Below are 26,931 nucleotides of genomic sequence, written 5' to 3' on the forward strand. Positions count from 1 at the left end.
CCGCCGGGATCAGAGTCCGGCGGCGCGCCTGAGCTCCTCGACGCGGTCGGTCCGTTCCCACGGCAGGTCCACGTCGGTACGCCCGAAGTGCCCGTAGGCGGCGGTGTCCGCATAGATGGGCCGCTTGAGGTCCAGATCGCGGATGATCGCGCCGGGCCGCAGGTCGAAGACCGTGGTCACGGCCTCCTGGATGACGGCGAGGTCCACCTTCTCCGTGCCGAAGGCCTCCACGAAGAGGCCCACCGGGGCGGCCTTGCCGATCGCGTACGCGACCTGGACCTCAACGCGCTCCGCCAGCTCGGCGGCAACGATGTTCTTGGCCACCCACCGCATGGCGTAGGCCGCGGAACGGTCCACCTTGGACGGGTCCTTGCCGGAGAAGGCGCCGCCGCCGTGACGGGCCATGCCGCCGTAGGTGTCCACGATGATCTTGCGACCGGTCAGCCCCGCGTCGCCCATGGGGCCGCCCAGGACGAAGCGGCCGGTCGGGTTGACCAGCAGCCGGAACCCGCCGGTGTCGATCCCGCCGGCGGCCTCGGCCAGAACCGGCTCGATGACGTGCGCGGTGAGGTCGTCCCGCAGTGTGGTCTCGAGGTCGATCTCCGGGGCGTGCTGCGTGGAGATGACGACGGTGTCCAGGCGGACGGCCTTCTCGCCGTCGTACTCGATGGTGACCTGCGTCTTGCCGTCCGGCCGCAGGTAGTCCAGCGTGCCGTTCTTCCGGACCTCCGTGAGGCGGCGGGCGAGGCGGTGCGCGAGCGCGATGGGCAGCGGCATGAGCTCGGGGGTGTCCGAGCACGCGTACCCGAACATCAGGCCCTGGTCGCCGGCGCCCTGACGCGCGATCGCGTCCTCGACCGGGTCCGCCGAGGTGCGCGCCTCGTGGGAGGTGTCCACACCCTGGGCGATCTCCGGCGACTGCGCGCCGATCGAGATCGACACCCCGCACGAGACGCCGTCGAAGCCCTTCTCGGACGAGTCGTAGCCGATCTCCACGATCTTCTCGCGGATGAGCTGCGGGATCTCCACGTAGCCGGTCGTCTTGACCTCGCCGGCCACGTGGACCTGCCCGGTGGTCACCATGGTCTCCACGGCGACGCGCGCCGCCGGGTCCTGCTCGAGCATCGCGTCGAGGATCGAGTCCGAGATCGCGTCACAGATCTTGTCCGGATGCCCCTCGGTCACGGACTCGCTGGTGAACAGCCGACGTGCCTGCGTCACAGTGGTTCTCTCTTCCTGGTCGGATGCGCGTCCCCCGGCGTCCCCGCCCCGCGGGCGGTACCGGATCGCGTGGGACCAGACTAGTCGGTGCGCTACGCGGGGTCGGAGGCCGGTCGGCCATCCAGCCGTGCGGCGACCGCGTCGAGGATCCGACCGGCCATGAGGTCCTTGCTCCCGCGGTCCAGCTCGGTCTCGCCCCCGGCGGCGTCGAGGATCCAACCGCCGTTGACGTCCTCGCCGAAGGTGGTGCCGCGCCCCACCTCGTTGACGACGAGGAGGTCGCATCCCTTACGGGCGAGCTTCCTGCGCCCGTGCTCGAGCACCGACGCCGTGGCGTCGCCGGTCTCGGCCGCGAAGCCCACGAGCACGGTGCCCGCGGGGACCTCTCCCCCCGAGCGGGCGGCCACGAGGTCGGCGAGGATGTCCGGGTTCTGGACCAGCCGGATCTCCGCGGGCTCGGACCCGCTGCCCTTCTTGAGCTTGGCCTCGGCCACCTCGACGGGGCGGAAGTCGGCCACGGCGGCGGCCTTGACCACCACGTCGGCGTCGGCGGCCAGCCGGAGGACCTCGGCATGGAGCTCGCGAGCCGACTCCACCCGGACGCCCTCGACGGCCGGCGGGACCGGAAGGTCGGCAGAGGTCACGAGCGTCACGCGTGCGCCCCGGGCCGCAGCGACGGCCGCGATCGCGTGCCCCTGCTTGCCGGAGCTGCGGTTGCCGAGGAACCGGACGGGGTCGAGTTCCTCGCGGGTGCCGCCGGCGGTCACCACGACGTGTCGACCGGCGAGGTCCCACGGGAGCGCACCGCCGTCGAGCAGCAGCGCGGCGAGCCGGCCGATGTCGGCGGGCTCCGGCAGGCGCCCCGCCCCCGAGTCGGCGCCGGTCAGGCGCCCCGACGCCGGCGGCATCACGTGGACGCCGTCGGCGCGCAGCGTGTCTACGTTGCGGCGGGTGGCGGGGTGCTCCCACATCTCCGTGTGCATGGCGGGCGCGAGTAGCACCGGACACCGGGCGGTGAGGAGCGTGGAGGTGAGCAGGTCGTCGGCCCGTCCGGTCGCCGCCCGCGAGAGCAGGTCGGCGGTGGCGGGGGCCACCACGACGAGGTCCGCACGCTGCCCGAGGGCGACGTGCCGGACGGAGGGCACGTCGGAGAACACCCCGGTGGAGACCGGGTTCCCGGACAGGGCCTCGAAGGTGGCGGCACCGACGAAGCGCAGCGCCGCCTCGGTGGGGATCACGTCGACGTGGCAGCCGGACTCCGTGAGGATCCGGATGAGCGCACAGGCCTTGTAGGCGGCGATCCCGCCGCCAACGCCGACGACGACGCGCCGCCGGCGCACCGTGTCCCCGCTCTCGGTCACTCGCCCTCGGCGCAGTCGAGGAGGTCGGAGTGGAGCTCGCGGAGCGCGATGGTGAGCGGCTTCTCGTGCAGGCCCGGGTCGACGAGCGGGCCGACGAACTCGAGGATGCCCTCGTCGATCTGGTTGTAGTACGAGTTGATCTGGCGCGCGCGCTTGGCGGCGAAGATCACGAGGGCGTACTTCGAGGACGCCCGCTCGAGGAGCTCGTCGATCGGCGGGTTGGTGATGCCGATCGGCGTGTCGTACAGCGGGGTGGTCGCTGCGGCTTCGGTGGTGGTGGCCACTGTGGGATCTCCTCTGGGTGGGTCTACGGGGCCGTGTCGCGGCCGACCAGCAATGATACCAACTGTTCCACCGCGGTTTCGAGTTCGTCGTTGACCACGACGTCGTCGAACTCGTCCCGGGCGTCCATCTCGACCCGTGCGGTCTCGAGGCGGCGCGTCACGACGTCCTGCGGTTCGGTGCCCCGGCCGCGCAGGCGGCCCTCGAGCACTTCCCAGGAGGGCGGGCTGAGGAACACGGTGCGTCCCTCGGGCATCGACTCGCGGATCTGGCGCACACCGGCGAGGTCGACCTCGACCAGCACGGGGTGCCCCGCGTCCAGGGCACGGTGCACCGGGTCGGCCGGCGTGCCGGAGAGCTGCAGCCCCCCGTGGATCTCGGCCCACTCGAGCATGCGCCCCTCGGCGACCGCGCGGCGGAAGTCGTCGGTGGTGACGAAGTAGTAGTCACGGCCGTCGACCTCGCCCGGCCGCGGGGCCCGGGTCGTCATGGAGACGCTGAAGTACAGGTCCGGGACGCGCTCGCGGAGCCGGGCGACGACGGTGGACTTACCGACGGCGGAGGGGCCGGCCAAGACGATCAGCCGGCCCCTCCCCGCCGTCGTTGCCGGGGACGCGTCCCCGGACGACGGTGTGTTCATACGACGGTCAGTCGACGGTGAAGTCGAACCGCTCGAGCAGCGCACGACGCTGACGGTCGCCCAGGCCGCGCAGGCGGCGGGTGGGGGCGATCTCCAGCTCGGTCATGATCTCCTGAGCCTTGACCTTGCCGACCTTCGGCAGCGCCTCGAGCAGGGCGGACACCTTCATCTTGCCGAGGATCTCGTCGTTCTCGGCGTCCTTGAGGACCTGCTTGAGGTCGGTGCCACCGCGCTTCAGGCGCTCCTTGAGCTCAGCCCGGGCGCGACGGGCGGCAGCCGCCTTCTCCAGAGCAGCAGCGCGCTGCTCATCGGTCAACTGGGGAAGGGCCACAATTCCTCCGTCTCGTTCGTGTGTGTCTCGTGACTCACGCGGGTGTCCACCGTAGGACATCCACGTTCGGTGAGCGTTGACCGGCCCCGGCGCGTCCGCGGGCTGCGGATCGCATCGGGAACGGGCGCTCCCTCGTGCTCACCGTACCCGCGGGATCCGTGCCCTCCGGGGAGGACGAGGACCGGTCACGGGCCTGATGACCTCCGCAACAGTACTCGGCTGTCAGGCCGTGCACCCGCACGGGGGTCCGGCGTGGCACCCCGTCTGATCTGCGCTTTGATGCGTGAGGATACGGGCAGACTAGCGCCGTACGTCACGCAGGGCGACACGAAACGTCCGAAACCCGGCCGATTCCCCCGTCAGCGGTGACGCGCGTGTGAACGGTGTGACGTCAGTTGTCCGACGGGGTCCGATGGGAGCTCGAGCGGGCTCGTTCAGCCGGCCCCGAAACGGTACGTCGCGGCGAGGTCGAGCACGGTCAACCGCATGGCGGCAACGTCCGGCCCGGCGCGGAGCACGTGCCGGGAGACGTTGACGAGGGTGTCGGTGAGCGCGGGCCCGGCGATCCGGCGGACGTCGTCGAGCGTGCCCCCCTGCTCCCCCACCCCGGGCATGAGCACCGGGCCCGCGAGTGCGTCCAGGCGCGGCGGGTCCGCGACGGTCGCGCCCACAACGACGCCGAACGACCCCAGCGAACCGGCGGCGTCGTCTGCCCGGGCGGCGTTGCGCCGCCCCACCTCGTCGACCACCGCCTGGGCCACGGTGGCGCCCCCACCCGTGGCGGCCTGCAGGCCGCCGGCCTCGGGGTTGGAGGTCCGGGCGAGGACGAACAACCCGCGACCAGTGTCTGCGGCGGCGTCGAAGGCCGCGTCGAGCGCACCCACGCCCAGGTAGGGCGAGACGGTGAGGGCGTCGCACGCGAGCGGCGAGCCGTCGGCCAGCCAGGCGCGGGCGTACCCGGCCATCGTGGAACCGATGTCTCCTCGTTTGGCGTCCGCCACCGACAGGGCACCGCAGGAGCCGATCTGACCGAGGACCTCCTCGAGGACGGCGATGCCGGCGGAGCCGTGCTCTTCGTAGAAGGCCACCTGCGGCTTGACGGCCGGGACCAGGTCGCCGAACGCCTCGAGCGCCCGACGGGAGAACTCGCGCACGCCGGCGGCGCCGACGCCCAGGCCCCAGGCCTCGAGCAGCGCCGGGTGCGGATCGATGCCCACGCACAGGTTCCCCCGTTCGGCCACCGCCTTTCGGAGCCGGTGGCCGAACGGGGCCCGGGCGCCGGTGCTCACTGCGCGAACCCGGTGTGCAGCTCCTGCAGCGGGCTCACGGTGACCTCGCCGCGGCGGATGGCCTCGATGCCGTGGACCGCCGCGGTGGCGCCCTGCACTGTGGTGATGCACGGCACGCGCCGAGAGATGGCCGCGGAGCGGATCTCGTAGCCGTCCGCGCGGGTCCCGCCCGTCGAGGACGCGATGTTGAGGATGAGGTCCACCTCGTCGGCGTTGATCCGGTCCACGATGGTCCTCGCCGGGTTGCCGTCGGCGTCCACGGGCCGGGGACCCGACTCCGTGAGCTTGGCCACGGTCTCGCAGGCGATGCCGTAGCGGCGCAGCATGAGCGCGGTGCCCTCGGTGGCCAGGACCGTGAACCCGAGCGCGGCAAGTCGCTGCGCCGGGAACACCATCGAGCGCTTGTCGCGGTTCGCCACGGAGACGAACACCGTCCCGGAGGTGGGCAGCACGCCCTCGGCCGAGAGCTGACCCTTGGCAAAGGAGACGGCGAAGTCTGGCCCGATGCCCATGACCTCTCCGGTCGACTTCATCTCCGGGCTGAGCAGCGAGTCCACGGTCTGTCCCTCGGGGGTGCGGAACCGATTGAACGGCAGCACCGCCTCCTTGACGGCGACCGGGGCGTCCGCGGGCAGGGAGCCGCCGTCGCGGTCGGACGGCAGCAGCCCCTCGGCCCGAAGGTCGGCGATGCTCTCCCCCAGCATGATCCGGGCGCACGCTTTGGCCAGGTGTACGCCGGTGGCCTTGGAGACGAACGGGACCGTGCGGCTGGCGCGCGGGTTGGCCTCGAGCACATACAGGACGTCGTCCTTGAGCGCGTACTGGACGTTCATCAGGCCCTTGACGCCGATGCCGAAGGCCAGGGCCTCGCTCGAGCGCCGCACCTTCTCGATGTCGTCCTGTCCCAGGGTGATGGGCGGCAGGGCGCACGCCGAGTCGCCGGAGTGGATGCCGGCCTCCTCGATGTGCTCCATGACGCCGCCGAGGTAGACCTCGGTGCCGTCGCACAGCACGTCCACGTCGATCTCCACGGCGTCGTCGAGGAAGCGGTCCACGAGCACCGGGCGATCGGGGCTGACCTCGGTGGCGCGGTCGATGTAGGACCGCAGCGACTCCTCGTCATAGACGATCTCCATGCCCCGCCCGCCGAGGACGTAAGACGGGCGCACGAGCACCGGGTAGCCGATCCCGGCGGCGATCTCGGTGGCCTCGGCGGCGGTGATCGCGGTACCGAACGCGGGCGCGGGCAGCCCGGCGCCCACGAGCACCTCGCCGAACTCGCGGCGGTCCTCGGCGAGGTCGATCGCGGACGGGCTGGTGCCCACGATCGGCACGCCGGCCTCCTCGAGCTGCGCGGCCAGGCCCAGCGGCGTCTGGCCGCCCAGCTGGACGAGCACGCCCGCGACGGTTCCGGACTGCGACTCCGCGTGGTAGACCTCCATGACGTCCTCGAACGTCAGGGGCTCGAAGTAGAGCCGGTCAGCCGTGTCGTAGTCGGTCGAGACCGTCTCCGGGTTGCAGTTGACCATGACGGTCTCGTAGCCGGCCTCGGACAGGGTCAGGGCGGCGTGGACGCACGAGTAGTCGAACTCGATGCCCTGGCCGATCCGGTTGGGGCCGGAGCCCAGGATGATGACCTTCTCGCGCTCGGTCTGCGGCGCGATCTCCGACTCCGCGGCCGGGTCGAGCTCGTAGGTCGAGTAGTGGTACGGCGTCTTGGCCTCGAACTCGGCGGCGCAGGTGTCGACCGTCTTGTACACCGGCCGCACGCCGAGGCGGTGACGGAGCCGCTGGACGCCCTCGGCGCCCGCGAACTCGGGGCGCAGAGCCGCGATCTGCGCGTCGGACAGGCCGTTGTGCTTGGCGCGGCGCAGCAGCGCCTCGTCCACCACGGGGGCCTCGACGATCTCCTCGCGCAGCTCGACGAGCGCCGCGACCTCCTCGAGGAACCAGGGGTCGATCGCGGAGGCCTCGTGGACCTGCTCGACCGTGGCGCCCAGGCGCAGCGCGAGCTCGACGTCGTACATCCGCCCCTCGGTGGGGCGGCGCAGGTCCTCGAGGACGGCCTCGACGTCCGTCGAGCGGCCGGGCGCGAAGTACTCGTCGGGCATGGTCCAGAAGCCGGACTGCTTGGTCTCGAGCGAGCGCATGACCTTGCCGAGCGCCTCGCGGTAGTTGCGGCCCAGGCTCATGGCCTCGCCCACCGACTTCATGGTGGTGGTGAGCGTGTCGTCGGCACCCGGGAACTTCTCGAAGGCGAAGCGGGGGGCCTTGACGACGACGTAGTCGAGCGTGGGCTCGAAGCACGCCGGGGTCTCGCCGGTGATGTCGTTGGTGATCTCGTCGAGCGTGTAGCCGATCGCGAGCTTGGCCGCGATCTTGGCGATCGGGAAGCCGGTGGCCTTGGAGGCCAGGGCCGAGGACCGGGACACGCGCGGGTTCATCTCGATCACGACGAGCCGACCGTCGGCCGGGTTGACGGCGAACTGGATGTTGCAGCCGCCGGTGTCCACGCCCACGGCGCGCAGGATCGCGATGCCGATGTCGCGCATGTTCTGGAACTCGCGGTCGGTCAGGGTCATCGACGGCGCGACGGTGACCGAGTCGCCGGTGTGCACGCCGAGCGCGTCGACGTTCTCGATCGAACACACCACCACGACGTTGTCCTTGCCGTCGCGCATGAGCTCGAGCTCGTACTCCTTCCAGCCGAGAATGGACTCCTCGATGAGCACGTTGGCGGTCGGCGACGCGGCGAGGCCACCACCGGCGATCCGCTCGAGGTCCTCGGTGGTGAAGGCGAGGCCGGAGCCGAGGCCGCCCATGGTGAACGACGGCCGTACGACGACCGGCAGGCCGAGTTCGGCGACGGTCTCGTGGACCTCCTCCATCGTGTGGCACACGCGGCTGCGGGCGGACTCGCCGCCGATGCTCTCGACGATGTCTTTGAAGGTCTGGCGGTCCTCGCCGCGGTTGATCGCCGGGATGTCGGCGCCGATGAGCTCGACGCCGTGCTTGGCGAGGATCCCCTGGGCGTCCAGGGCCATCGCGGCGTTGAGCGCGGTCTGCCCGCCGAGGGTCGCGAGGACGGCGTCGACCGGGTGCCCGTCGGCCGCCTCCTTGGCGAAGATCTTGTCGATGTACTCGGGCGTGATCGGCTCGACGTACGTGCTGTCGGCGAACTCCGGGTCGGTCATGATCGTGGCCGGATTGGAGTTGACCAGGGTCACCCGCAGGCCCTCCGCGCGCAGCACGCGGCACGCCTGGGTGCCGGAGTAGTCGAACTCGCAGGCCTGGCCGATGACGATCGGCCCGGAGCCGATCACGAGGACGTGGTGGATGTCAGAACGGCGCGGCATCAGTTCGTGCCCTTTCCGGTGGTGGCGGATCCGGCCCCGGCGGAGCCCAGGAGACCGACGAAACGGTCGAAGAGGTCGGCGGCGTCCCGCGGGCCGGCCGCGGCCTCGGGGTGGTACTGGACCGAGAAGGCGCTGCCGTCGGACAGCGCGACACCCTCGACCGTGCCGTCGTTGGCGCACAGATGCGTGACGGTCGCGGTCCCCCACGGGGTGTCCCACGTGTCGGACTCGGGCGCGCGGAGGGCGAAGCCGTGATTCTGCGAGGTGATCGCCACCTGGCCGGTGGCCTTCTCCACGACGGGGATGTTCGTGCCGCGGTGCCCGAAGCGCATCTTGTAGGTCTCGAGACCGAGCGCGCGGCCGAGGATCTGGTTGCCGAAGCAGATGCCGAAGAACGGGATTCCCTGGCTCAGCACCTCCTTGGTGAGGTGCACGGCGGCGTCCGCAGTGGCCGGGTCGCCGGGACCGTTGGAGAGGAACACGCCGTCCACGTCCAGGTCGAGAACGTCCTGCAGCGTGGAGTCGTGCGGGATGACGTGGACGCGGCATCCGCGCGCCGCGAGCATGCGCGGGGTGTTGCTCTTGATGCCCAGGTCGAGCGCGGCCACGGTGTAGCGGGCCTCGGTGCCGTCTGCGGGCTCCACGACGTAGGCCTCGTCGGTCGAGACCTCGCCGGACAGGTTGGCGCCGGCCATGGACTCCTGGTCGCGGACGGCGGCGAGCATCGTCTCATCGTCGGCGAGGTCCTCGCCGGAGAAGATGCCGGCCTTCATCGAGCCGGCGTCGCGGATGTGCCGGACCACGGCCCGGGTGTCCACGTCGGCGATGCCCACGATGCCCTGGGCGACCATCTCCTCCTCGAGGGTGCGCCGGGCCCGGAAGTTGGAGGCGCGGCGCGACAGGTCCCGGATCACCAGGCCGGCGGCCCAGATGCGGCCGCCGCGGTCCCGGCCGTCGAGCAGGGACTCGCCGTCCTCGTCGTTCCAACCCGTGTTGCCGATCTGCGGCGCGGTGGTGACGACGATCTGGCGGCAGTAGGAGGGGTCGGTGAGCGTCTCCTGGTAGCCGGACATGGCGGTGGTGAAGACGGCCTCCCCGAGGGTGGTGCCCGACGCCCCGAAGGCCGTCCCGCGGTGGATGCGCCCGTCCTCGAGGACGAGGGCGGCGGGCTGCCGCGCGCCCGTGGCGGTGGTGCTGCTCTGCGGTGTCACTGGTTCTCCTCGGTGCTGGAGCGGGGGCTGTCGGTGTGCTGCTCATCGGAGCCGTCGTCGGCGTAGCCGCGCAGCGCCTCCCAGCGGGGGTAGGTGTCCTTGTCGTCGGCACGGAACCCGGAATCGATCACGGTGTGGCCCTCGCGGCCGGCGACGCGCCACCGGGCCACGAGCAGGCCGCCCCCGGGGACGACCTTGTTGGCGAGAGCGGACTCGCGGCGCACGCCCACGAGGTCCGCGCGGGGGATCCACACGGTGCCGTCGGCGAGCGCGAGCGCCAGCCCGCCCGTGTGGGCGGTGAGGGTGCCGGCCGAGCGGTGCCCGAGCGGCGGGCGGGCGACACGCGCCTGCCAGTCGCCGGCAACGGTGCTGCCCACGTACACCCCGCCGAGCGGGCCGAGGACCACCTCGCCCGGGTCCCCGGGCGGCGTCGGTAGGTCGTCGTACAGGTCCTCTTGCCCCGACTGGCGGTTGCGCCAGCCGACCGCCATGAGGCCGACGATCGCCAGGAATACGGCAAGGACGACGACCACGGTCCAGAACTGCTGGCTCACGCGAGCACCTCTCCGTCACGCGACACCAGACGGCCCCGGTAGACGGTGCCCACTACCCGCGCCGAGAAGGACATGCCCTCGTACGGGGTGTTGGCGGAGAGGCTGGCCAACTCCTCGCCGACGACCGTCCACTCCGAGTCGGGGTCCACCACGGCGAGGTTGGCGGGCTCGCCCACCTCGATCGGCCGGCCCTGGTCGGTGAGCCCGGCGATCTCGGCGGGCCGGGTGCTCATCACGCGGGCGAGGTCGCGCCACGTCATGTCGCCGGTCTCCACGAGCAGCGAGGCGACGATCGGCAGGGCCGTCTCCAGGCCCAGCATGCCCGGGCGGGCGGCGGCGAACTCGCAGCACTTCTCCTGAGCGGCGTGCGGGGCGTGGTCTGTGGCCACGCAGTCGATGACGCCCTCGACGAGGGCCCTGCGCAGGGCGAGGGTGTCGTGCTCCTCGCGCAGCGGCGGGTTGACGCGGTAGACGCCGTCGTAGGTCTCCAGCCGCGTGTCGTCGAGCAGCAGGTGGTGCGGGGTGACCTCGGCGGTGATCGCGATGCCCTGCCCCTTGGCCCAGGTGAGCAGTTCGACCGTGCCGGTCGTCGAGGCGTGGCAGATGTGGACGCGGGCGCCGGCGTCGCGGGCGAGGATCGCGTCGCGGGCGACGATGGACTCCTCGGCCGAGCGGGGCCAGCCGGTCAGGCCCAGCCGGGCGGCGGTCGGCCCCTCGTGCGCCACGGCCCCGCGGGTGAGCCGCGGCTCCTCGGCGTGCTGGGCCACCAGGACGCCGAGCCCGGCCGAGTACTCGAGCGCCCGGCGCATGATGAGCGGGTCGTGGACGCACATGCCGTCGTCGGAGAAAATCCTGACCCCGGCCTCGCCGGAGGCCATCTGGCCCATCTCGGTGAGCTGCTCGCCCTTCAGGCCCACCGTCACGGCGCCGACGGGGTGGACATCGCACAGGCCGACCTCGCGGCCGATCCGCCACACCGAGTCGGTGACCGTCTGGTTGTCCTGCGCCGGCTGGGTGTTGGCCATGGCGAACACGGCGGTGTAGCCGCCGCGGACCGCGGCCGCCGAACCCGTGGCGATGGTCTCGGTGTCCTCGCGGCCGGGCTCGCGCAGGTGGGTGTGCAGGTCCACGAAGCCGGGCAGCAGGACGCCGCCGCCGAGGTCGTGGGTCTCGGTGCCGTCCGGGGCCTCCGCGCCGGCATCGGGCCCGATCGCGGCGATGCGACCGTCCACCACGAGAACGTCCACGGGGTCGCCCTCCCCGTAGGGTCGCACCCGGCTCAGCAGCAGGGGCGGGGTCTGGCGAGGGCTCACTCGGGGGTTCCTTCCGTTGCGACGAGGGTGTGCAGGAGGACGGACATCCTCACGTGAACGCCGTTGGTCACCTGCTGCAGGACCGCGGAGGCCGGGGCGTCCGCGATGTCGAAGCCGATCTCCATGCCGCGCACCATCGGCCCGGGGTGCAGCACCACCGTGTCCTCCCGCAGCCGGGCGGCACGGCCCGGGCCGAGGCCGTACCGGACGGCGTACTCGCGGGCCGAGGGGAAGAACGCGCCGTTCATGCGCTCGGCCTGGACGCGCAGCATCATCACGGCGTCCGCGTCGGCGAGCTCGGCGTCGAGGTCGGTGGAGGCGCGGACCGGCCAGGTGTCCACGCCGACGGGCAGCAGGGTGGGCGGAGCCACCAGGACGACCTCGGCGCCGAGAGTGGAGAGCAGCAGCGCGTTGGAGCGCGCGACCCGGGAGTGCAGGACGTCGCCCACGATCACGACGCGGCGCCCGTCGAGCCCGCCGAGCCGCTCGCGCAGGGTCATGGCGTCGAGCAGCGCCTGGGTGGGGTGCTCGTGCGTCCCGTCGCCGGCGTTGATCACCGACGGGCCCACGCCACCCGGTGCCACCCAGCGGGCCATCTGCACGGCGGCACCGGAGGCGGGGTGCCGCACGATGAGCGCGTCGGCGCCGATCGCGGTGAGCGTGAGCGCGGTGTCCCGCAGCGACTCGCCCTTCTGCACCGACGACGCGCTCGCGGAGACGTTGATGACGTCCGCGCTCATCCACTTGCCGGCGGTCTCGAAGGACACGCGGGTGCGGGTGGAGTTCTCGTAGAACACCGTGAGGACGGTCTTACCGCGCAGCGTGGGCAGCTTGCGGACCTCGCGGCCGAGCAGCGCCTCCTTGAGCCGGTCGGCCTCGTCGAGGATCGACTCGGCCGCGGCGCGGTCCAGGTCGGCGGCGGAGAGCAGGTGCTTCACCGGGTTTCCTCCTGTCCGGGGCGGTGCAGGACCACCGCGTCGTCACCGTCGACCTCCGCTAACCGCACGGCCACGTCCTCGTCACGGGAGGTGGGCACGTTCTTGCCCACGTAGTCCGCGCGGATCGGCAGTTCGCGGTGCCCGCGGTCCACGAGCACGGCGAGCTGCACGCGGGCCGGGCGGCCGAGGTCACGCAGGGCGTCGAAGGCGGCGCGGATGGTGCGGCCGGAGTAGAGGACGTCATCGACGAGGACGACGGTGGCGCCGTCGATCCCCTCGGTGGGAACGGTCGTGGGGCCCATCGGCCGGTGGGGGCCGCCCGCGAGGTCGTCGCGGTAGAGCGTCACGTCGAGGGCGCCGGCGGGGACGTCGACCCCGGCGAAGTCGCGGATGCGGCCGGCGAGCCGGGCGGCGAGGGGTACGCCCCGGGTGGGGATGCCGAGCAGAACCACGCGGGGCGCCTCGGGCGCGTCCACCGCGGTGCGTTCGATGATCTGATGCGCCAGCCGGGATACCGTCCGGGAGACGTCGTCAGACGTGAAGAGTGAGACCGTGCCCGCGCCGGGGCCACCGTCGTTCACCGATCACCACCTCCTTGTCCGCCTCGCTGGACGGCTCGTTAAAGGGATAGCTTTCGGCTCGCCACTCTATCAGCCGACGGGGTCGCTCCCCCCACGGTCGGGCGTGGTCTCCGACACGTCCACCGCGTCCGGTTCGGGTGAGGCGTCGAGTGAGGACACAGCCCGCTCGGCGGCCCGGATGTGCTCGGCCAGGCCCGCGACGCGGTCGAGCACGGCGTTGACGTAGGCCACCGACTTCTCCGCGGACAGGTCGGCGGTGAGCAGGACCGCCTGGTCGATCACCGTGGCCGCCCCCAGGTCCTCGGCGCCGTAGAGCAGTTCCCAGGCCCCGGCGCGCAGCACGGCGCGGTCGACGGCGGGAAGCCGCTCGAGCGTCCACTCGCGCAGATGGTCGGAGATCATCGCGTCGATCCGGTCGAGGCGCTCAGCCACGCCGGTGACGATCTCCATGGTGTACGGCGCCACGTCGTGGAACTCCTGGGAGTCGGCGCCCATGCGGCGCCGCTCCTCGGCGAGTTCCACGACGTCGGCATCCCGCAGCTCCGCCTCGAACAGCAGCGCCACGGCGCGCCTGCGCGCCCGGTACCGGGAGCCCCGGCGCCGGTAGTCGGCGTCCTCGGCCATGGTCAGTCGTTGACCCGGCTGAGGTAGCGGCCGTCGCGCGTGTCGATACGCAGCTTGTCGCCGGTGTTGACGAACAGCGGGACCTGGACCTCGGCGCCGGTCTCCAGGGTCGCGGGCTTGGTCCCGCCGGTCGAGCGGTCGCCCTGCAGACCCGGGTCGGTGTGCTGGACCACGAGGTCCACAGCCACGGGCATCTCGGCGAAGAGCGCCACGCCCTCGTTGAACGAGACCTGCACCGTGGTGTTCTCGAGTAGGAAGCGCGCACCGTCGCCCATCACGGCGGGGGTCACGTTGATCTGCTCGTAGTCCTTCTCGTCCATGAGGACGTAGTCCTCACCGTCGCGGTAGAGGAAGGTCATGTCGCGGCGGTCGACGGTGGCGATCTCCACCTTGACGCCGGCGCTGAAGGTCTTGTCGATGGTCTTGCCCGAGACGACGTTCTTGAGCTTGGTGCGCACGAAGGCGGGGCCCTTGCCCGGCTTGACGTGCTGGAACTCGACGATCTGCCAGAGCTGGCCCTCCTCCTTGAGGACGAGGCCGTTCTTGAAGTCGGCGGTGGACGCCATGGTCGGTTCTCCTTAGGGGGTCTGGTGCTCGGGCCCGGGGCACATCAGAGTACGGCCAGGGCCTTGGAGGTGGTCGTCAGGGCCCGGCCGCCCCCGGAGGTGACGGCCACGGTGTCCTCGATGCGGATCCCGCCGAGCCCCGGGAGGTAGACGCCCGGTTCGACGGTGATCACGTCGCCGTCGGTCAGTGTACTCGTGGACCTCGCGGACACCGCGGGGGCTTCGTGCACGTCCAGCCCCACCCCGTGGCCGAGAGAATGGCCGAAGTGGTCGCCGAGGCCGGCGGCCGCGATGACCTCCCGGCTCACCGCGTCGAGTTCGGCGCAGGGCAGGCCGGGGCGCACCGCCCCGAGCCCGGCGAGCTGCGCCCGCAGCACCACGTCGTAGGCCTCGATGAGCCGGTCCGAGGCGGCGCCGAGGGCCACCGTCCGGGTGCAGTCGGAGGCGTAGCCGCCCACCGTGGCCCCGAAGTCGACGACGACGAGGTCGCCGTCCGCGAGGAGCCGGTCGCCCGGCTCGTGATGCGGGAGGGCGCCGTTCGGGCCGGAGGCCACGATCGTGTCGAAGGCCGTCCCCTCGGATCCGGCATGGCGCATGGCGTGTTCGAGGTCGGCCGCCACCTCCCGTTCGCTCCGTCCGGCGGCGACGAGCCCGGTGGTCAGCACGTGGGTCCACGCCTCGTCGAGCACCCGGCAGGACCGGGTGATGAGGTCGAGTTCCCCGGCGTCCTTGACGCGGCGCACGCCCTCGACGAGCCCGCGGGTCTCGACGACCGGCGCCCCTCCTGAGCCCACCTCGGTGAGCGCGTCGCGCAGGGCGGCCGCCGCCGCGAGGGTGAGGTGGTCCGCCTCGACGGCCAGCGGCGCGTCCGCCGGTTCCCGACGCCGGCCGAGGACACCGGCCACGTACTCGCGGGAGATCACGTGGCCCACGTCGGGCGCCTGTTCGACGATCTGCAACTCGTACCGCGAGTCGGTGCACAGGACGGCCTCGCCGTCATCGGAGAGCAGGACCGCTCCCCCGGAGCCCCGGAATCCGGTGAGGTAGGCGATGTTGCGGGGGTCGGTGACGAGCATCGACCGCGCGCCGGCGGCCACCAGCGCCTCGGCGACGGCCCCCCGCCGCGTCGCGAACGACGCGGCGGGCCCGGTCGGGGTCACAGCAGCACCCCGCCACCACCGGTTCCACGGCCGGAGGAGATGGCGGCGTAGGCGGCCGCCATGAGCGTGGGGTCGGGGCCCTCCATGCGGGCCGGGCGGGCCAGGCCGTCGAGCACGACCAGCCGCAGGACCCCGGAGTGGTTCTTCTTGTCGCCGGCCATGAGCTCGAGTAGGCGGGGGAAGGCGTCCTCGTCGTATCCGGTGGGCAGCCCGAGCGCGGACAGCACGGCGGCGTGGCGGTCGGCCGTGGCGTCGTCGAGCCGCCCGGCCAGGCGGGCGAGTTCGGCGACGAAGCACATGCCCACGCTCACCGCCGCGCCGTGCCGCCAGCGGTACTGCTCGCGGCGCTCCACGGCGTGGCCCAGGGTGTGCCCGTAGTTGAGGTTCTCGCGCAGGCCGGCCTCGAGGAGGTCCTCTCCCACGACGTCGGCCTTGACCTGCACGCTGCGCCGGATCAGCTCGACGATCGTCGCGCCGGCGGGGTCGAGCGCGGCCTCGGGGTCGGCCTCGATGAGGTCGAGGATCTCGGGGTCGGCGATGAACCCGCACTTGACCACCTCGGCCATGCCGGAGATGAGCTCGTTGCGGGGCACGGTCTCGAGGGTCGCGGTGTCGACGAAGACGGCGGCGGGCTCGTGGAAGCTGCCCACGAGGTTCTTGCCGGCGTCGGTGTTGATGCCGGTCTTGCCGCCCACGGCCGCGTCCACCATCGCCAGGAGCGTGGTGGGGATATGCACCACCCGCACGCCGCGCATCCAGGTGGCGGCGACGAAGCCGGCCAGGTCGGTAGCCGCGCCGCCCCCGAGGCTGACGATGGTGTCCTTGCGGGTGAGGCCGATCCGGCCCAGGACGTCCCAGCAGTACCCGGCCACGGCGAGGTCCTTGCCGGCCTCGGCGTCGGGGATCTCCACGCGGTGGGCGTTGACCCCCGCCTCGGCGAGCTGCTCGCGCAACGCCTCCGCCGTCTCGGCGAGCGGGGGCTGGTGGAAGATCGCCAGGTTACGGGCCGTCCGGCAGGTCTCGAGGATCTCCGGGAGCAGACCCCGGCCGATCACCACCGGGTACGGCGCGTCGGCCCGCACCTCCACGACGATCGGGTCGGTGCTCTGGTTCTCCGCGCTCATGTGCTCCTCGCTTCTCTGCTCGCCCATCGGGATCCTCCGCGGGCTCCGCCGCCCCGGGCGTGGGGGTCGCCGGACTCCAACCGGTCCACGATGTCCGTCACCACCTTGCCGGAACTGCGCCGCTCGGTGGTCACGGTGGTCCACGCCACCTCGCGGTACAGCGGTGCCCGCTCGGTGAGCAGGGCCTGGTACCGCGCGGTCACGTCGCCACCCGAGAGCAGCGGACGGGTCGACCCCCCGGAGCGGCGGACGCCCTCGGCGACGCCGATCGTCAGGTGCACCACGCGGTGCCCGCGCAGGCGCTCGCGCGTGACCTCCGAGAGGATCGCGCCGCCGCCCAGGGAGAGTACGCCGTCGACCGTCTCAAGCGCCTCGCCCACGACCCGTTCCTCGACCGCCCGGAACGCGGGCTCGCCGTCGGTGGCGAAGATCTCGGGGATCGCCCGGCCCTCGAGCTCCTCGATCATCTGGTCCGTGTCCCGGAACCCCACGTCCAGCCGGCGGGCGAGCTTGCGCCCGATGGTGGTCTTGCCGGCGCCGGGCAGCCCCACGAGGACGGCGACCGGACGCGTCGCGGCGCTCACGCCGGGCCCGTCTCCCCGCCCCGCACCTCGTCGTCCCAGTCGAGCCGCTCGGCGACCGCGTCGAGGTAGCCCTCGACGTTGCGGCGGGTCTCGGATACCGAGTCGCCGCCGAACTTCTGCAGGACGGCGCGGGCCAGGACGAGCGCCACCATCGACTCGGCCACCACGCCGGCCGCGGGCACCGCGCACACGTCGGAGCGCTGGTGGATCGCGGTCGCATCGGAGCCGTCGGACATGTCCACGGTGCTCAGCGCCCGCGGGACGGTGGAGATGGGCTTCATTGCCGCGCGCACGCGCAGCGCCTGCCCGTTGGTCATGCCGCCCTCGAGCCCGCCGGCGCGGTTGCTGCGCCGGCCCACCCCGTCGGGGCCGCGGACGATCTCGTCGTGCGCCACGCTGCCACGGCGGCGCGCGGTCTCGAACCCGTCGCCCACCTCGACGCCCTTGATGGCCTGGATGCCCATGAGAGCCGCCGCGAGCTGTGCGTCGAGCCGCTCCTCGCCCGAGACGTGGGAGCCGAGACCGATCGGCAGGCCGCGCACCACCACCTCGACCACCCCGCCGAGGGTGTCGCCGGCCTTCTTGGCGGCCTCGATCTCGGCGATCATGGCCTCGCCCACGGCCGCGTCGAACGCGCGCACCGGGCTGGCGTCGATCGCCTCGAGGTCGGCGAAGGTCGGCTCGGGACCGACGTACGGCTCGGAGGCACCGATCGAGATGACGTGAGAGAGCACCTCCACGCCGAGGACGTCCCGCAGGATCGCCCGGGCGACGGTGCCGGCGGCCACGCGGGCCGCGGTCTCCCGGGCGCTGGCGCGCTCCAGGACCATGCGGGCGTCGGCGAAGTCGTACTTGAGCATGCCCGCGAGGTCGGCGTGGCCCGGACGCGGGCGGGTGAGCAGGGCGGCGCGCGCCTTGTCGTCGATCGACTCCGGGTCGATCGGGTCGGCCGCCATGATCTGCTCCCACTTGGGCCACTCGGTGTTGCCCACCTCGATGGCGACCGGGGAGCCCATGGTGCGGCCGTGCCGCACCCCGGCGAGGACCCGCACGGCGTCGGCCTCGAACTTCATCCGCGCCCCGCGGCCGTAGCCGAGCCGGCGGCGGGCGAGCTGGGCGGCGATCTCCCCGCTCGTCACCTCGACGCCCGCGATGGCGCCCTCGACGATCGCCACGAGGGCCTGGCCATGCGATTCTCCGGCGGTGGTCCACTTCAGCACGTCGCCGATCATCCCACGTCCGCGGGCGGCGCGGCACATCAGGCCCGGCTCCTCCCCGGGCGCCGGGCGCGGGCGGGGGTCGTGCCGGTGAGCCTGCGGTAGGCGTGGATGAAGCTCGACGCCTCCGCGTAGCCCAGACGCAGCGCCACGTCCTCCACCGACAGCAGCCCGGTCACGAGCATCCGCTCGGCCAGTTCGAGCCGCACCTCGTCGAGCAGGCGCTGGTAGGAGGTGCCCTCGTCCGCGAGGTGGCGGCGCAGCGTCCGGGGGCTCATCCCCAGCGCCGAGGCCACCTCGGACATCGCCGCCCCGCGCGCGAGCCGGCCGGTGATCTCCACGCGGACGCGACCGCCCAGCGGTCCCCGGGCCCGGCGCGTGGCCGCGAGATCGCGACACATCGCCTCCGCCACGGCCACCGCGGCCTGGCTGCCCTGCGGGAGCGGCCGGCACAGGTGCGCGGCGTCGAATGTCGCGACGATCCCCTCGTCGTCACTCTCGGACGGGGCCACCCCGAGCCGCGCGCCGTACGCCTCGAGCGTGGGGGCGGGGCGCCCGCCGCCGAAGGCGACGGAGGTGAAGGGCAGCCCGTCGGGGACGAGTTCGCCGAGGACCGAGTGGATGGCGAACAGGTCGCGGTCCACGAGGACGTCGCGGACGTCCGGTGGGAGCCCCGCACCGTCCAGCCGCACGACGACCCGGCCGCCAGCCACCCGGACGCCGATCGTGCTCAAGATGTAGCTCAGGTCGATGAAGCGCAGGGTGAGCGCGATGACCTCGCGCAGGGTGGGGCTCGCGAGAAGCGCATAGCCGAGGATCCCGAATGTCGTGAGGCGGTACGCGGCACCCACCTCGGCGGCGAGGGCCGGGCGGTCACCCACGGCGGCGCGGAGGTTGCGGATCGCCGTGAGCTCCCGGCCCGGCGCGACGAGCAGGTCGGGGTTCGCCAGGTCCCCCGGCCCCAGTCCGACGCCCCGCAGAACCGTCCCGGGTTCCACCCCGAGACGGCCCCCGGCCTCGACGAGGACCGCGATCCCGGTGGCCGAGCGCGGGAAGTCCCAGTGCCGCACCGCGGGGCCGTCCCAGGAGATCATGGCCGGGATTATGGATTATTCGGCCGCCAATGTCTGCCGCTCACGCCCCTGCCGGCTCTACCGTCGGGGAATGACGACCACTATCCACCCCGCAGGGACCTCTCCGGCCGACCCCGTCCGTCGCCGGCCGCGCGTCCTCGTCATCGGCGCAGGCTTCGGAGGCCTCGGCGCCGCCTACGAGCTCACCCGCGACGGCCTGGCCGAGGTCACGATCCTCGAGAAGGCCGACGACGTGGGCGGCGTCTGGCGCGAGAACACCTACCCCGGCGCGGCGTGCGACGTCCCCTCGAACCTGTACTCGTACTCGTTCCACCGCAAGACGGACTGGGGACGTCGCTACGCCGAGCAGCCCGACATCCTCTCCTACATCCGCGAGACCGCCGACAGGTTCGGCCTGCGCGGCCTCGTCCGTACCGGCGTCGAGGTGACCGCGGCCGAGTTCGACGAGTACACCGCCACGTGGACGGTGCACACCGCCTCCGGCGAGACCTACGAATCCGACGTACTCGTGCCCGCAGTCGGACAGCTCTCCCGGCCCGCGCTGCCCGCTCTCCCCGGCCTGGACACCTTTGCCGGACCGTCCTTCCACTCCGCGCAGTGGCGGCACGACGTGGACCTGACCGGGCGGCGCGTCGCGGTCCTCGGCACGGGGGCCTCGGCCATCCAGTTCGTGCCGCGTATCCGTGAGGTCGCGGGGCACGTCACCGTCTTCCAACGTTCCGCGCCCTGGGTGGTGCCCAAGCCCGACCGCGCCTACACCGACGGCCACCGCGCCGCCTTCGCCCGCGTGCCCGGCCTGGTCACCGCAATGCGCGGGACGATCTGGGAGACCACCGAGCTCATCGGCCTGGCGCTCACCTCGGTCCGCCCGCTGGCGCGCATCCTCACCGGGCTCGCCCGGGCCAACCTCCGGCTCACGGTGCGGGACCCGGAGCTGCGCGCCGCCCTCACCCCCACCGAGCCGATCGGCTGCAAGCGCATGTTGTTCAGCAACGAGTGGTACCCGGCGCTGGCGAAGGAGAACGTCGACGTGGTGACCGACGCGATCACCGAGGTGGTCCCCGAGGGCGTCCGCACCGCCGACGGCCGCCTGCACTCCGCCGACGTCCTCGTCTACGGCACCGGCTTCAAGGCCACCGAGTTCCTCGCCCCCATGACCATCCGCGGACGGGGCGGCCGCGACCTGCACGAGCAGTGGAGCGACGGGGCCCGCGCCTACCTCGGCATGGCTGTGCCGGGCTTTCCCAACATGTTCGTCGTCTACGGCCCCAACACCAATCTCGGCAGCAGCTCGATCATCCTCATGATGGAGCAGCAGGCCCGCTACATCCGCCAGCTCGTCGAGGTGCTCGCCCGTTCCGATCGGCGGGAGGCACTCGAGGTGCGCCCCGAGGTCGACCGGGCTTACGACGCGGAGATCATGTCCCGTCTCCGTGACTCCGTGTGGAGCGACTGCAACTCCTGGTACCGCGCCGACTCCGGGCGGATCACCACCAACTGGCCGGGGCTGGTCCACGAGTACCAGCGCCGCACCCGGACCGCCGACCCGGCCGACTACGCCCGGCTCGCCCCGCGACGCGCCGAAGCGCCGTCCCCCGGGCCGTCCGCGCACTGACCGCCGCGCCCCGCCGGGCCGGGCCGCGGCGGGCCCGGTGTGACCACGGGCCACTGTCACCACGAGGACAGGAGCACGGCCGCCGCGGCGAGGCACATCCCGGGGCCGTGGGGCACCGCCCTCGCGCCCCGCGCGACCCGCAGCACGAGACCGGCGAGGGCGGTGATGACAAAGGGGACGACGAGGACGACGAGCCAGCCGTCGGTGCCGGCCGCGGAGGCGGAGAGCGCCCCCATCGCCGGGGCCGCCTTGAGATCGCCGCCGCCGAGCGACGACGGCGAGATCAGCCGCAGCACGAGGTAGACCGCGCCCAGTGCGGCCCCACCCGCCACCGCGGCCCACGCCGTCCCCGTGCTCGCCGCGACCCCGGCGGCCACCAGGAGTCCCACCGCGGCCAGGGGCCACGGTATGCGACGCGACCGGGCGTCGACGAGGGCCACCGAGAGCAGCCACGCGCAGGAGAGCCCCGAGGCGACGGAGGTCATCGCCTAGGCGTCGGAGCGGCGTCCCAGCGCATCCGCGAGCGCCGCCGCCATCTCCCGGCGCGGCGCGGGGAGCCCCGTGAACAGCTCGACCTGACCGAAGGCCTGGTTGAGCAGCATCACGTCGCCGCCCACCACGGGGATGCCGGCGTCGCCCGCCACCGCGCCGAGCGCCGTGGGCCAGGGATCGTAGAGGACGTCGAACAGCCGCCGCGCGCCGGCGACGAGCCCGGTGAGCTCACGCACGCCGGGCTCGGGGATCGTGTTGACCAGGACGTCCGCCGCGCCGATCGCGTCCGGCAGCGCCGGGTCGTCGAGCCGCACGTCACGCACCTCCAGACCCAGCTCCCGGCCGCACTCGAGCGCGGGGCCCGCGTTGTCGCGCCGCGACGCGAGCAGGACCCGGGTTGCCCCCGCGGCCGCGAGCCCGGCGAGCACCGGCCGCGCCGTCCCGCCGACGCCGAGCACGACCGCCGACGGCTCGGCGGGTAGGTCGCCGAACTCCGCTAGCGCGCCGGTCACGCCGTCCACGTCGGTACAGTCCGCGTACCAGTCCCCGTTCCGGCGCACGAGGGTGTTGGCGCTGGCCACGATGCGGGCGCGCTCGCTCACCTCGTTCGCGAACTCCAGGGCGGCGACCTTGCCGGGCATCGTCACCGAGTAGCCGACCCGGTCGGCCGGCGAGGCGCCCACGAGGCCTGGCAGCCGCTCGGCGACGCACTCGATTCGCTCGTAGGTCCAGTCGGCCAGGCCGAGCGCGCGGTAGGCGGCGCCGTGCAGCACGGGCGAGAGCGAGTGCTCGACCGGGGAGCCCAGTACCGCGGCGGACCGCGCAGTCCCGGCGACGTCCCCCGGGGAGGTGGCGTCAGCGGCCACTGGACAGGACACCGTTCTGGATGGCCATCGACTGGTTCTGTTCGTGCTCGGGGTACTCGTCGGCGAAAAGGGTCGTGCCCTGCATGTCGACGGTGACGAAGTACTTCCAGCCGCCCTCGGCCGGGTTCTCCATCGCGCGCAGCGCGTCCAGACCCGGCGAGCCTATCGGGCCGTACGGCAGCCCGTCCTTGGCGTAGGTGTTCCAGGGGGTCTCGGCGGCGCGGTCCGCGTCGGTGGTGGCGATCTCCTGGTCCGCGAGTGCGTAGTTGACCGTGGAGTCGAACTGCAGACGCATCGGCTCGTCGAGCCGGTTGAGGATCACCCGGGCGATCTTGTCGAAGTCCCCGGTGTGCCCCTCCTTCTCCACGAGCGAGGCTGCGGTGACCACCTGGTACGGGGTGAGCCCGATCCGCTCGGCCGACGGCACGAGTCCCGTCTCGTCGTAGCTGGCGGTGGAGGAGTCGATGAGCTGGCGGAGCATCTCTACGGGCTCGGCGGTGGGGTCGACGTTGTGCACGCCGGGCGCCACCAGGCCCTCGAGGCGGCGCACCGGGTCCGGCGCGGTCCGCACCTCGTTGATCGCCCAGTCCGGCACGCCGAGCTCTAAGGGGTCCGTGTGCACGGCCGCGTCGACGATCTCCTGGGGGTGGCGGCACGTCGGCTCCGCGTCCGGGATGTCGAGGTCGCGCATGCACGTGGCGTCGGCGATGAGGGTGTAGATGCCCTTCTCGGTGTGACCGCCCACGACGTCGGTGTCGAGCAGTCGCCCGCCGGGCTTGATGTCGATGAACCCGACCCGGCTCTCCGGGTCGGCGAGCATCTCCACGACCGCGTCCGCGCTCATCTCCCGGCGGACCTGGTAGTACCCCGGCTGGATGCCCTCGACGGAGGTGCCGGACGCCGCGCCCACGAAGGCGCGGGTACTGGCCACGGTGCCGATCTCGTACAGCCGGTCGCCCACCACGCCGAGCGTGTCCCCGGCCTGCACGTGCAGCAGCGTGCTGCCGGTGCCCTCGCCCTCGTGATCCGGGGCGGCGGTGACCTCGGCGTTGAGGTAGCGGTACGCCATGGCGCCGAAGGCCACCACGACGCCGATGACCGCGCCGATGAGCAGGAGTCGGGCAGTCCCCGCCGTCCGTGAACGTCCTCGTGCCGCAGACATCGTGCTCCTTTTACTTGGCCGTGGGGTACGCGCCCTCACAGGGCTGCCCGGGCGGCAGCACGGTGGTGTGGGCGAGTTTATCCAGTTCGCGCGGGCGGCCCACTGCTCATCGCCGGGCGTGCCGCGAGTCGATCCACGACTGCAGCAGCACCACCGCGGCCGCCTGGTCGATGACGTCGCGCTGCTTCCGCGTGTTCCGGCCGGCGCCGTGGAGGGCCGCGCCCGCCGTCACCGTGGTGAGCCGCTCGTCGACGAGCTCGACCGGCAGGTCCGGCGTCGCCGCACCGAGTGCGGCGACAAAGGACCGGGCCATGGCGGTCGACGCCGTCTCCCGCCCCTTGAGCGAGGTGGGCAGGCCCACGACCACGCCGACGGCGTCGTACTCCTCGACGAGCTCGGCGAGCCGGCACAGTTCCCGCTCCCACCCGGGGTCGCCCGAGACCACCCGGATCGTCTCTACGGGTGTGGCGAGGATGCCGTCGGGGTCGCAGGAGGCCACTCCGATGCGCGCGGTCCCCACGTCCATGCCCAGGCGCCGGCCGCGGGTCCAGGCCGACGCGGCGGGGCCGTCGTGCGTCACCCGGCGCCCCGCACCACGTCGCGCAGAGCCGCCACGGCCGCGTCGACGCCGCCCGGCTCGGAACCGGCACCCTGCGCCATGTCGGGTTTGCCTCCTCCGCGGGCACCGAGAGCCGGAGCGATCGCCTTGACCAGGTCGCCGGCCCGCAGGCCCCGCTCCTGGGCGGCCGCGCTCACGGCGATGACGAAGGGCACCTTGCCGCTCTCGGGCGCGGTGAGGAGGATGACCCCGGCGTCCGAGCCGAGGCGCCCCTTGAGGTCCGAGGCGAGTGTGCGCAGGTCCCCGGCCGGGGTCCCCGGCGCGGAGTGCGCGAGGAGGCGGACGCCGCCGAGGTCCTCGGCCCCGGCCAAGAGGTCGCCGGCCCGGGAGGCGAGCTGGGCGGCCCGCAGCGCCTCGAGCTGCTTCTCCGCCTCCCGGAGCTTGGCGGCCAGCGCCGCCACCCGGTCGGGCAGCTCGTCGGCGGGCGCCTTGAGAGAGGTGGCCAGACCAGAGACGAGCGCCCGCTCGCGGGCCTGGTGGCGGTAGGCGTCCATGCCCACGTAGGCCTCGACGCGGCGGATGCCCGACCCGACGGACGATTCGCCGAGCAGACTCACCGGGCCGATCTGCGCCGAGCTGGTGACGTGCGTGCCGCCGCAGAGCTCCATGGAGAACGGACCGCCGATCTCCACCACGCGCACCTGCGAGCCGTAATTCTCCCCGAACAGCGCCATGGCACCCATCCGCTTGGCTTCGTCGAGGGTCGTCTCGATGGTGTGGACCCCGTAGTCGGCGTCGACGGCGAGGTTGGTCACCTCCTCGACCTGGGCGAGCACGTCCCCGGGGATGCCGCCCGACCAGTTGAAGTCGAAGCGCAGGTAGCCGGGCTTGTTGAGCGAGCCGGCCTGGACGGCCTCCGGGCCGAGGATCTGGCGCAGCGCGGCGTGGACGAGGTGGGTGGCCGAGTGGCCCTGCGTGGCGCCCTTGCGCCACGCGGGGTCGACGGCCGCCGTGACGAGCTGGCCCGCCTCGACCTCGCCTCCGGTGAGCACGCCCTTGTGCACCCAGAGCTTCTTGCCGATCTTCTGCACGTCGTCCACCCGCATCTGGAAGCCGGCGGTGGAAATCGTGCCCCGGTCGCCCAGCTGGCCGCCCGACTCCGCGTAGAACGGGGTGTGGTCGAGCACGAACTCGACCTCGTCGCCCTCCCGGGCCACGCGGACCGACTCGCCGCCGGCGACGATCCCGAGGAGCGTGACCTCGTCGGTGAGCTCGGTGAATCCGGTGAACCGGGTCTCGCCCGCGTCGAGGAACTCCCGGTACACGGAGAGGTCGGCGTGGGCGTACTTCTTGGCCTGCGAATCGGCCTTGGCGCGCGCCCGCTGCTCCGCCATGAGCGAGCGGAAGCCCTCCTCGTCCACCTGCAGGCCCGCCTCGGCCGCCATCTCGAGCGTGAGGTCGATCGGGAAGCCGTGGGTGTCGTGGAGGGCGAAGGCCTCGTCGCCGGACAGGGTCTGCCGGCCCGCCCCTCTGGCGGCGCCGACGGCGCGCTCGAAGAGCTGGGTTCCCGACTCGAGAGTCTTGAGGAACGCGGCCTCCTCGGCCACGGCGACCCGCTCGATGCGCTCGTAGCCCGGAAGGGTCTCGGGGTACGACGGGCCCATGGCCTCCTTGACGGTCGCCATGAACTCGGCGATCGTCTCGCCGGTCGCGCCCAGGAGCCGGGCCGACCGCACGATCCGGCGCAACAGCCGTCGCAGGATGTACCCGCGCCCCTCGTTGCCCGGGGTCACGCCGTCGGAGATCAGCATGTAGGCGGTACGCGCGTGATCGGCGATCACGCGGAAGCGCACGTCCGCGGCGGAGTCGGCGCCGTACGTCGCCCCGGTGAGCCGTTGCGCGGCGTCGATCACGGGCCGTAGGAGATCGGTCTCGTAGACGTTCTCCACACCCTGGAGGAGAAACGCGACGCGCTCGACGCCCATACCGGTGTCGATGTTCTGCTTGGGCAGCGGCCCGAGGATCTCGAACGAGTCCTTGCCCGCCCCCTCCCCGCGCTCGTTCTGCATAAAGACGAGGTTCCAGATCTCGATGTAGCGGTCCTCGTCGGCCTCCGGGCCGCCGTCCGCGCCGTACTGCGGGCCCCGGTCGTAGAAGATCTCCGAGCACGGGCCGCACGGTCCGGGCACGCCCATCGACCAGTAGTTGTCGGCCATCCCACGGCGCTGGATGCGCTCCTCCGGCACGCCCACGACGTCCCGCCAGATGCCGAACGCCTCGTCGTCGTCGAGGTAGACGGTGACCCACAGCAACGCCGGATCGATCCCGTACCCGCCGTCCTCCACCGACCCCGTGAGCAGCGACCACGCGTGGCGGATCGCGCCCTCCTTGAAGTAGTCGCCGAAGGAGAAGTTGCCCGCCATCTGGAAGAAGGTGTTGTGGCGGGTGGTGATGCCCACCTCCTCGATGTCGAGGGTGCGCACGCACTTCTGGATGGAGGTGGCCGTGGCGTACTCGGGCGTCTCCTGCCCCAGGAAGTACGGCTTGAACGGCACCATGCCGGCGTTGACGAACAGCAGGTTGGGATCGTCCAGGACGAGCGACGCGCTGGGGATCTCGGCGTGGCCTGCCTTGACGAAGTGGTCGAGGAAGCGGCGCCGGATCTCATGGGTCTGCACTGGAAGGCCTCACTGGTCTGCTGCGGAGGGTTCGGACGGTGTTCCAGACTACCGCCGGGCCGGCGCCACCCGGAGATCCGGTGCCGCGGCGGGAACGGCGGGAGGGGCCACGA

General features: G+C 72.5%; 25 protein-coding genes. 1 reads left to right on the top strand and 24 read right to left on the bottom strand.

Features of this window, described 5'->3' with window-relative positions; genetic code table 11:
• Positions 1-9: 9 nt before the first annotated feature.
• The 19 genes from metK to ACH0BZ_RS03095 all read right to left on the bottom strand — a co-directional run bounded on the left by metK (position 10) and on the right by ACH0BZ_RS03095 (position 19,446).
• Positions 10-1,221 carry a methionine adenosyltransferase gene (gene metK / locus ACH0BZ_RS03005; RefSeq protein ID WP_406896475.1) on the bottom strand — a complete coding sequence of 404 codons (1,212 nt, stop codon included), beginning with the start codon at positions 1,219-1,221 and terminating at the stop codon, positions 10-12.
• 92 nt (positions 1,222-1,313) lie between these two features.
• Positions 1,314-2,582 (bottom strand): bifunctional phosphopantothenoylcysteine decarboxylase/phosphopantothenate--cysteine ligase CoaBC, encoded by a 1,269-nt coding sequence (coaBC, locus tag ACH0BZ_RS03010; protein ID WP_406896476.1) that lies wholly within the window; start codon positions 2,580-2,582, stop codon positions 1,314-1,316.
• Positions 2,579-2,866, bottom strand: coding sequence for a DNA-directed RNA polymerase subunit omega (rpoZ, locus tag ACH0BZ_RS03015; protein ID WP_406896477.1), 288 nt, complete (start codon positions 2,864-2,866; stop codon positions 2,579-2,581). The genes coaBC and rpoZ overlap by 4 nt, the downstream gene beginning before the upstream one ends.
• Before the next feature lie 23 nt (positions 2,867-2,889).
• Positions 2,890-3,504: a guanylate kinase gene (gene gmk / locus ACH0BZ_RS03020; protein WP_406896478.1), complete on the bottom strand. Its 615-nt coding sequence runs from the start codon at positions 3,502-3,504 to the stop codon at positions 2,890-2,892.
• 7 nt (positions 3,505-3,511) lie between these two features.
• Positions 3,512-3,835: an integration host factor, actinobacterial type gene (gene mihF, locus ACH0BZ_RS03025; RefSeq protein WP_107747547.1), complete on the bottom strand. Its 324-nt coding sequence runs from the start codon at positions 3,833-3,835 to the stop codon at positions 3,512-3,514.
• Positions 3,836-4,269: 434 nt separating this feature from the next.
• The gene (pyrF, locus tag ACH0BZ_RS03030) at positions 4,270-5,124 is read right to left on the bottom strand and encodes an orotidine-5'-phosphate decarboxylase (protein ID WP_406896479.1); all 855 of its coding nucleotides are present in this window, start codon (positions 5,122-5,124) and stop codon (positions 4,270-4,272) included.
• The gene (carB, locus tag ACH0BZ_RS03035; RefSeq protein ID WP_406896480.1) at positions 5,121-8,480 is read right to left on the bottom strand and encodes a carbamoyl-phosphate synthase large subunit; all 3,360 of its coding nucleotides are present in this window, start codon (positions 8,478-8,480) and stop codon (positions 5,121-5,123) included. The genes pyrF and carB overlap by 4 nt, the downstream gene beginning before the upstream one ends.
• On the bottom strand, positions 8,480-9,691 hold the full coding sequence (gene carA, locus ACH0BZ_RS03040) for a glutamine-hydrolyzing carbamoyl-phosphate synthase small subunit (RefSeq protein WP_406896482.1): 1,212 nt from the start codon (positions 9,689-9,691) through the stop codon (positions 8,480-8,482). Before carA ends, carB begins: the two co-directional genes overlap by 1 nt.
• Positions 9,688-10,245: a hypothetical protein gene (locus ACH0BZ_RS03045; RefSeq protein WP_406896483.1), complete on the bottom strand. Its 558-nt coding sequence runs from the start codon at positions 10,243-10,245 to the stop codon at positions 9,688-9,690. Before ACH0BZ_RS03045 ends, carA begins: the two co-directional genes overlap by 4 nt.
• Positions 10,242-11,558 carry a dihydroorotase gene (locus ACH0BZ_RS03050; RefSeq protein WP_406896484.1) on the bottom strand — a complete coding sequence of 439 codons (1,317 nt, stop codon included), beginning with the start codon at positions 11,556-11,558 and terminating at the stop codon, positions 10,242-10,244. The genes ACH0BZ_RS03045 and ACH0BZ_RS03050 overlap by 4 nt, the downstream gene beginning before the upstream one ends.
• The gene (locus ACH0BZ_RS03055) at positions 11,555-12,496 is read right to left on the bottom strand and encodes an aspartate carbamoyltransferase catalytic subunit (protein ID WP_406896485.1); all 942 of its coding nucleotides are present in this window, start codon (positions 12,494-12,496) and stop codon (positions 11,555-11,557) included. Before ACH0BZ_RS03055 ends, ACH0BZ_RS03050 begins: the two co-directional genes overlap by 4 nt.
• On the bottom strand, positions 12,493-13,077 hold the full coding sequence (pyrR, locus tag ACH0BZ_RS03060) for a bifunctional pyr operon transcriptional regulator/uracil phosphoribosyltransferase PyrR (protein ID WP_406896486.1): 585 nt from the start codon (positions 13,075-13,077) through the stop codon (positions 12,493-12,495). Before pyrR ends, ACH0BZ_RS03055 begins: the two co-directional genes overlap by 4 nt.
• 69 nt (positions 13,078-13,146) lie before the next feature.
• Complete coding sequence (gene nusB, locus ACH0BZ_RS03065; RefSeq protein WP_406896487.1) at positions 13,147-13,701, bottom strand: transcription antitermination factor NusB; 555 nt, start codon at positions 13,699-13,701, stop codon at positions 13,147-13,149.
• Positions 13,702-13,703: 2 nt separating this feature from the next.
• Positions 13,704-14,267 (bottom strand): elongation factor P, encoded by a 564-nt coding sequence (gene efp, locus ACH0BZ_RS03070; protein ID WP_406896488.1) that lies wholly within the window; start codon positions 14,265-14,267, stop codon positions 13,704-13,706.
• Between the two features lie 44 nt (positions 14,268-14,311).
• Complete coding sequence (locus ACH0BZ_RS03075) at positions 14,312-15,427, bottom strand: M24 family metallopeptidase (RefSeq protein ID WP_406896489.1); 1,116 nt, start codon at positions 15,425-15,427, stop codon at positions 14,312-14,314.
• A complete protein-coding gene (aroB, locus tag ACH0BZ_RS03080; RefSeq protein WP_406896490.1) occupies positions 15,424-16,578 on the bottom strand; it encodes a 3-dehydroquinate synthase in 1,155 nt (384 codons plus the stop codon). Before aroB ends, ACH0BZ_RS03075 begins: the two co-directional genes overlap by 4 nt.
• Complete coding sequence (locus ACH0BZ_RS03085) at positions 16,548-17,135, bottom strand: shikimate kinase (RefSeq protein WP_406896491.1); 588 nt, start codon at positions 17,133-17,135, stop codon at positions 16,548-16,550. The genes aroB and ACH0BZ_RS03085 overlap by 31 nt, the downstream gene beginning before the upstream one ends.
• On the bottom strand, positions 17,132-18,367 hold the full coding sequence (gene aroC, locus ACH0BZ_RS03090) for a chorismate synthase (RefSeq protein WP_406896779.1): 1,236 nt from the start codon (positions 18,365-18,367) through the stop codon (positions 17,132-17,134). The genes ACH0BZ_RS03085 and aroC overlap by 4 nt, the downstream gene beginning before the upstream one ends.
• Before the next feature lie 26 nt (positions 18,368-18,393).
• The gene (locus tag ACH0BZ_RS03095; protein ID WP_406896492.1) at positions 18,394-19,446 is read right to left on the bottom strand and encodes a helix-turn-helix domain-containing protein; all 1,053 of its coding nucleotides are present in this window, start codon (positions 19,444-19,446) and stop codon (positions 18,394-18,396) included.
• A 70-nt stretch (positions 19,447-19,516) separates the two neighbouring features.
• Between ACH0BZ_RS03095 and ACH0BZ_RS03100 the strand changes: the two genes are divergently transcribed.
• Positions 19,517-21,061 carry a flavin-containing monooxygenase gene (locus ACH0BZ_RS03100; RefSeq protein WP_406896493.1) on the top strand — a complete coding sequence of 515 codons (1,545 nt, stop codon included), beginning with the start codon at positions 19,517-19,519 and terminating at the stop codon, positions 21,059-21,061.
• Between the two features lie 56 nt (positions 21,062-21,117).
• Here ACH0BZ_RS03100 and ACH0BZ_RS03105 read toward each other — a convergent pair whose 3' ends face one another.
• The 5 genes from ACH0BZ_RS03105 to alaS form a co-directional block, all read right to left on the bottom strand.
• On the bottom strand, positions 21,118-21,546 hold the full coding sequence (locus ACH0BZ_RS03105; RefSeq protein ID WP_406896494.1) for a prepilin peptidase: 429 nt from the start codon (positions 21,544-21,546) through the stop codon (positions 21,118-21,120).
• A 3-nt stretch (positions 21,547-21,549) separates the two neighbouring features.
• On the bottom strand, positions 21,550-22,419 hold the full coding sequence (locus tag ACH0BZ_RS03110) for a shikimate dehydrogenase (RefSeq protein WP_406896495.1): 870 nt from the start codon (positions 22,417-22,419) through the stop codon (positions 21,550-21,552).
• A complete protein-coding gene (mltG, locus tag ACH0BZ_RS03115) occupies positions 22,409-23,581 on the bottom strand; it encodes an endolytic transglycosylase MltG (protein ID WP_406896496.1) in 1,173 nt (390 codons plus the stop codon). Before mltG ends, ACH0BZ_RS03110 begins: the two co-directional genes overlap by 11 nt.
• A gap of 106 nt (positions 23,582-23,687) precedes the next feature.
• Positions 23,688-24,107, bottom strand: a complete 420-nt coding sequence (ruvX, locus tag ACH0BZ_RS03120) for a Holliday junction resolvase RuvX (RefSeq protein WP_406896780.1) — start codon at positions 24,105-24,107, stop codon at positions 23,688-23,690.
• Between the two features lie 50 nt (positions 24,108-24,157).
• Entirely contained in the window at positions 24,158-26,818 is a 2,661-nt protein-coding gene (alaS, locus tag ACH0BZ_RS03125; RefSeq protein ID WP_406896497.1) for an alanine--tRNA ligase, read from the bottom strand.
• Between the last annotated feature and the right edge of the window lie 113 nt (positions 26,819-26,931).

This window comes from Dietzia sp. 179-F 9C3 NHS, from assembly GCF_045369825.1.
GTDB lineage: Bacteria > Actinomycetota > Actinomycetes > Mycobacteriales > Mycobacteriaceae > Dietzia.

What these genes read in the sequence shown, in the direction of transcription:
- efp (WP_406896488.1), bottom strand. Translation starts at nt 14,267, where the DNA reads ATGGCGTCCACCGCCGACTTCAAGAACGGCCTCGTCCTCAAGGAGGAG.
- carB (WP_406896480.1), bottom strand. Translation starts at nt 8,480, where the DNA reads ATGCCGCGCCGTTCTGACATCCACCACGTCCTCGTGATCGGCTCCGGG.
- aroB (WP_406896490.1), bottom strand. Translation starts at nt 16,578, where the DNA reads ATGGGCGAGCAGAGAAGCGAGGAGCACATGAGCGCGGAGAACCAGAGC.
- ACH0BZ_RS03095 (WP_406896492.1), bottom strand. Translation starts at nt 19,446, where the DNA reads ATGATCTCCTGGGACGGCCCCGCGGTGCGGCACTGGGACTTCCCGCGC.
- nusB (WP_406896487.1), bottom strand. Translation starts at nt 13,701, where the DNA reads ATGGCCGAGGACGCCGACTACCGGCGCCGGGGCTCCCGGTACCGGGCG.
- mltG (WP_406896496.1), bottom strand. Translation starts at nt 23,581, where the DNA reads ATGTCTGCGGCACGAGGACGTTCACGGACGGCGGGGACTGCCCGACTC.
- ACH0BZ_RS03105 (WP_406896494.1), bottom strand. Translation starts at nt 21,546, where the DNA reads ATGACCTCCGTCGCCTCGGGGCTCTCCTGCGCGTGGCTGCTCTCGGTG.
- ACH0BZ_RS03100 (WP_406896493.1), top strand. Translation starts at nt 19,517, where the DNA reads ATGACGACCACTATCCACCCCGCAGGGACCTCTCCGGCCGACCCCGTC.
- gmk (WP_406896478.1), bottom strand. Translation starts at nt 3,504, where the DNA reads ATGAACACACCGTCGTCCGGGGACGCGTCCCCGGCAACGACGGCGGGG.
- aroC (WP_406896779.1), bottom strand. Translation starts at nt 18,367, where the DNA reads ATGATCGGCGACGTGCTGAAGTGGACCACCGCCGGAGAATCGCATGGC.
- ruvX (WP_406896780.1), bottom strand. Translation starts at nt 24,107, where the DNA reads ATGGACGTGGGGACCGCGCGCATCGGAGTGGCCTCCTGCGACCCCGAC.